We start from the raw sequence: 4,863 nt of genomic DNA on the forward strand, positions 1-4,863 counted from the left end.
TCGGTCTATCGTGACAGGGTCGGCGCCCGACGCTGCCGACCGCGACCGCGATCACGCCGACCGAGATGAGCCCGACGCCGATCGTGACGCCGCCGGCGAGGTTCGCGGGATCCGGCTGGGCGACGAGCCCGACGCCGACGAACGCCAGGACCACGCCGAGGGTCCCACGCGCGTCGAGGTCGGAGCCCCCGATCCACGCGGCCGCGACGGCCGCGGTCGCGATCGGGACGAGGCTGTACGTGATCGAGGCGATCCCGCTCGTCGTGTACTGCTGGCCGACGAACAACAGCGAGTTGTTGGCGGCGACGGAGAGCCCCCCGCTGAAGCCGATCGCGATCAGGTCGCCGCGCGTTCGCGGGAGCGGACCCGCCTCGGTGAGGAGGACGTACGAGACCAGCACCAGCGCCGCCACGTCGAATCGGTAGGCGGCGTACAGCACGGGCGGGTAGTAGTCGAGGCCGACCTCGATGGCAACGAAGGAGCCGCCCCACAGGAGAGCGAGGGTGAAGAACAGGACGACGTCTCGGTACCGGGACACAGACCGGGAGAGGGCGACTGGGGATAAAGCGGTGTCCGTTGCGGACGACGCCGCCGGATCGCGGTCGACCGCCGTTGCCGGAGCCCGCCCGCGCTCGACGCTGGTCGGATCGCCGGTGCCGCTCAGTAGCCGCGGACGATTAGATAGTCCGCGAGGTCCTCGAGGAGGCTCCGCGAGCCGCTCTCGGGCAGCAGTTCGAGGTGTTCCTTCGAGCGCGCGGTGAGGTCCTCGGCCGTCTCGCGGGCGTACGCGATGGAGCCGGCCGCTTCGAGGGCGGCCACCGCGTCCTCGATGGCCGATTCGGTGACCTCCGCCGGGGTGTCGGCGTCGACGAGCCCGTCGACGTCGACGCCTTCCTGGCGCGCGTGGAGGGTTATCAGCGTCTCTTTTCCCTCGACGAGGTCGGAGCCGCGCTGTTTGCCGAGGTCCTCGGAGGGGACGGTGAGATCGAGCACGTCGTCTTGGATCTGAAACGCCCGTCCCGAGTCGATCCCGTACTTGTAGAGCGCGTCGATGACCTCGTCGTCGGCGCCGAGCAGGATCGCCGGCGTCGCGGCCGACGCCCCGTAGAGGACCGCGGTCTTCAGCTCGACCATCTCAAGGTACTCCTCCGGGAGGATATCGTCTCGCGACTCGAAGGCGACGTCGAGCGCCTGCCCCTCGCAGATCTCCGTGCAGGTGGACGCGAGCATGCGCATCGCCTCCAGCCCGTTCTCCGGGGCCGCGCCCGTCTCGGTCATGAACTCGAACGCCTTCGAGTAGAGGGTGTCGCCGGCGAGGATTGCCGTCGACGTGTCGTACTTCTCGTGGACGGCGGGGACGCCGCGCCGGAGGTCGTCCTCGTCCATGATGTCGTCGTGGATCAGGGTGAACGACTGGATCACCTCGATGGCGACCGCCGCCCGCATCACGTCGACCTCGGTCCCGTCGAGGGCGGCGAACTCGCGGAAGTCGGCACCCATCGGTTCGGTGCCCGTGACGGCCTCGGCCGCGAGCGTCGCCACCGTCGGTCGGAGCCGCTTGCCGCCCGCCTCGAGGATGTACCGCGTCGCCTCGTAGAGGCGCTCCGGGTGCTGTACCGGCAGCTCTTCGTCGATAGCGGCGTTGACGAGGTCACGCCGCTCGCGGATGGCGTCGAGCACCCGCGCCTCCTTCGTCTCGCTCGTCATTCGACGAGTTGGATGACGCTCCCGTTCTGCGTGACGTGGACGTCACGACCGAGCTTGTACCCCTGCGACTTCGCGAGGTTGACGTACGGCGAGCGGCCCTCCAGCGACTGGTGAGCCGGGATGAGGTGCTGCGGCTGGAGCGCCTGCAGCATCTCGTAGTGCCCCTCCTCGCGGAGGTGGCCGGAGACGTGGATGTCGTCGTAGATGCGGGCGCCCTGCATGCGGAGCAGCTGTTCGCTCTGGTAGCGCTGCCCGCGGTTGGTCGGCTCCGGGATGACGCTGGCGCTGAAGACGACTTTGTCGCCGTCGTCCAGTTCGTACGGGGTCTCGCCGCGGCCCATGCGGGTCAACATCGCGCGCGGTTCGCCCTGGTGGCCCGTCACGATGGGGAGGAAGTTCCCCTTCCCCTCCTTCATGATCCGCTTGAACGCGCGGTCGACCGACTTCCGGTGGCCGTACATGCCGATGTCGCCCTGGAAGTCGACGAAGTCGAGTCGCTCGGCGGTGCCCGAGTACTTCTCCATCGAGCGCCCGAGCAGGACCGGCTGCCGGCCGATCTCGCGGGCGTACTCGACGAGAGTCTTCACGCGAGCGATGTGGGAGGAGAACGTCGTGGCGACGATCCCGCCCGAGTAGTCCTCCATCGAGGTGAACGTGTCCTCGACGTGCTTTTTCGCGTACGACTCCGAGGGGGTCCGGCCCTTGCGGCCGGCGTTCGTGCAGTCCTCGATGTAACAGAGAACGCCCTCGTCCTGACGGCCGATCTCGCGGAACCGGTCCATGTCGATGGGGTCGCCGATGACGGGAGTGTGGTCCAGTCGTTTGTCGAGGCCGTAGACGACGGCGCCCTCGGGGGTGTGGAGGACCGGGTTGATCGCGTCGATGATCGAGTGGGTGACGTTGACGAACTCCATCTCGACCTGCTCGGAGTCGCCGATGGCCATCGTGCCGCCGGCCTCCATCTTCACGAGGTCGTTGTCGACCTGGAACTTGCCTTCGTCGGAGATCTGCTGTTTGACCAGCTCGATCGTGTACGGGGAGCCGACGATCGGGGCGTCGTACCGGTGGGCGAGCTTCGGGATGCCCGCGATGTGGTCGAGGTGACCGTGGGTGGGGACGATCGCCTGGACGTCGCCCTCCAACTCGCTCATGACGCGGTCGTCCGGGATCGCGCCCATGTCGATCAGGTCGAGGCTGTGCATGCTCTCGGTCTCCACGTTGTCGTGGATGAGGACCTTACTGAGATTCAGGCCCATGTCGAAGATGACGATGTCCTCGCCCGCTCGGACCGCAGTCATCTGTCGACCGACCTCTTCGTAGCCGCCGAGTGTCGCAATTTCGATTTCCATGGTTTGTCGATGTCGAACGCCTGAACGGCGTTCATCACTGAAACCCCGCAAGGAGCCGTCAGCGCTTCGTCCGACCGCGCGTCGTTGAGGCCCCGCTACGGCCGAGCCGACGATGGCCCACCGTGTCCCGCGGGAGTGTGGTGTCCCGAGATACAGGAGCCCGTCTTAAAAACACCCGGGTTCGGTCGCGACCGATTCCCCCGGTAACACGGCGGTCCCCGGCCGCTTCGGCCCGTGTGAACGGGGACCGCCGCGATTTGTGCCCCTCGCGTCCCGGTATTTTTATTACCGCGACGGGCGCCGATACGTACAATGAGTGGACGACCCCTCGACGTGCTCGAAGCGTCGCTCGAGGAGCCGGTGACGGTACACCTGAAGGACGGGACGACCTACTACGGAATTCTGGCCGGCTACGACCAGCACATGAACGTCGTCATCGAGCCGGAGGACGGCGTGGGCGACCGCGTCGACGACGAACTCGACGGCGAGTTCGCCGTCGCGATCGAAGACACAACGATTATACGCGGCGATAACGTCGTCACAATCAAAGCATGACCGGCTCCGGAACGCCCTCTCAAGGGAAAAAGAACAAGACGGTTCACGTGAAGTGCCGCCGCTGCGGCGAGAAGTCCTACCACGTCAAGAAGGAGCGCTGCTCCTCCTGCGGCTTCGGCAAGTCCGCGAAGCGCCGCGACTACGCGTGGCAGTCGAAGACCGGCGACCACTGACGACGACGACGTTTTCTCGATCTCTCGTTTCCTCTCGCGCTCCGTAGCGGCCGGCTTCCTCGTACTCGTAGCTACGGCCCCGAACACCGCGATCCCGCCACCTGAACCCCACGATCCCGTCGCCTGAACCCCACGATCCCGCCACCGGCCCAACCCTTACTATCGGGCGTCGCCGAGCCCGGACATGGATCTGTCCGTCGTCGACCTCTCGCCGGTCCCCGCGGACGGGACCGCCGCCGACGCCTTCGCCAACACCGTCGCCGCCGCCGAACAGGCCGAACGACTCGGTTACTCGCGGTTCTGGGTCGCCGAGCACCACGGTCGGACCGACCGCCTCGCGGGGACGACCCCGGAGGTGCTGCTCGGCCGGCTCGCGGCGGCGACCGACGCGATCCGGATCGGCAGCGGGGCCGTCCTGCTCAACCACTACAGCCCGTTCAAAGTCGCCGAGGCCTTCGGGACGCTCGACGGCCTCGCGCCGGGCCGCGTCGACGTCGGGATCGGACGGGCGAACGGTTCGGCGGCCGTCGACCGCGCGCTCGGGACGAGCCGCCGCGTCGAGACCCCGAACGAGGACCACGAGAAGCGGATCCGCGCGCTCGTGAGCCACCTCTACGACGACTACCCTGACGGGCACGAGTACGCCGACCTCGGCGTCCCGCGCTCCGGGGACGGGCCGCCCGTCCCGTGGGTGCTCGGGTCGAGCCCGGCGAGCGGTGAGATCGCCGGCGGTCTCGGACTCCGGTACTGCTTCGCGGGCTTCATCCGCCCCGGGTTCGCGGAGCGCGCGTTCGCGGCCTACCGCGAGGCGTTCGACCCCGGCGCGCTCCCCGGCGGTCCCGACGAGCCGACGGGGACCGTCGCGGTCAACGCGGTCGCCGCCGAGACCGACGAGGCCGCGGCTCGTCGCCGAGCGCCCGCGGAGGCGACCTTCCGGCGGATGCGCCGCGGCGACCTCGGGGACTCGACGCCGACCGTCGAGGAGGCGATAAACGAGGTCGGCGGGGTCCCGGAGCCGACCCCCGCAACGCTCGACGCCGACGAGTGGCCGCGGTCGATCTCGGGGGGCCCCGAGGCGA

6 protein-coding genes are annotated in these 4,863 nt (G+C 68.4%); 3 read left to right on the forward strand and 3 right to left on the reverse strand.

The window, feature by feature from the left end; all coding sequences use genetic code 11:
• The 3 genes from OQF71_RS13805 to OQF71_RS13815 form a co-directional block, all read right to left on the reverse strand.
• Positions 1–538: DMT family transporter (locus OQF71_RS13805; protein ID WP_280588377.1), on the reverse strand; the 538-nt coding region annotated here is incomplete at its 3' end.
• 122 nt (positions 539–660) lie between these two features.
• Complete coding sequence (locus OQF71_RS13810) at positions 661–1,707, reverse strand: polyprenyl synthetase family protein (RefSeq protein ID WP_280588379.1); 1,047 nt, start codon at positions 1,705–1,707, stop codon at positions 661–663.
• Positions 1,704–3,056, reverse strand: coding sequence for a ribonuclease J (locus OQF71_RS13815; RefSeq protein ID WP_280588381.1), 1,353 nt, complete (start codon positions 3,054–3,056; stop codon positions 1,704–1,706). Before OQF71_RS13815 ends, OQF71_RS13810 begins: the two co-directional genes overlap by 4 nt.
• Positions 3,057–3,368: 312 nt before the next feature.
• On the opposite strand from OQF71_RS13815, the gene OQF71_RS13820 reads away from it, so the two are divergent.
• The 3 genes from OQF71_RS13820 to OQF71_RS13830 all read left to right on the forward strand — a co-directional run.
• Entirely contained in the window at positions 3,369–3,611 is a 243-nt protein-coding gene (locus OQF71_RS13820; protein ID WP_280588382.1) for an LSM domain-containing protein, read from the forward strand.
• A complete protein-coding gene (locus OQF71_RS13825; protein WP_144796717.1) occupies positions 3,608–3,784 on the forward strand; it encodes a 50S ribosomal protein L37e in 177 nt (58 codons plus the stop codon). The genes OQF71_RS13820 and OQF71_RS13825 overlap by 4 nt, the downstream gene beginning before the upstream one ends.
• Before the next feature lie 184 nt (positions 3,785–3,968).
• Positions 3,969–4,863: MsnO8 family LLM class oxidoreductase (locus OQF71_RS13830; RefSeq protein WP_280588384.1), on the forward strand; the 895-nt coding region annotated here is incomplete at its 3' end.

This window comes from Halorubrum sp. Boch-26, assembly GCF_029889805.1.
GTDB lineage: Archaea > Halobacteriota > Halobacteria > Halobacteriales > Haloferacaceae > Halorubrum.

What these genes read in the sequence shown, in the direction of transcription:
- OQF71_RS13825 (WP_144796717.1), top strand. Translation starts at nt 3,608, where the DNA reads ATGACCGGCTCCGGAACGCCCTCTCAAGGGAAAAAGAACAAGACGGTT.
- OQF71_RS13815 (WP_280588381.1), bottom strand. Translation starts at nt 3,056, where the DNA reads ATGGAAATCGAAATTGCGACACTCGGCGGCTACGAAGAGGTCGGTCGA.
- OQF71_RS13810 (WP_280588379.1), bottom strand. Translation starts at nt 1,707, where the DNA reads ATGACGAGCGAGACGAAGGAGGCGCGGGTGCTCGACGCCATCCGCGAG.
- OQF71_RS13820 (WP_280588382.1), top strand. Translation starts at nt 3,369, where the DNA reads ATGAGTGGACGACCCCTCGACGTGCTCGAAGCGTCGCTCGAGGAGCCG.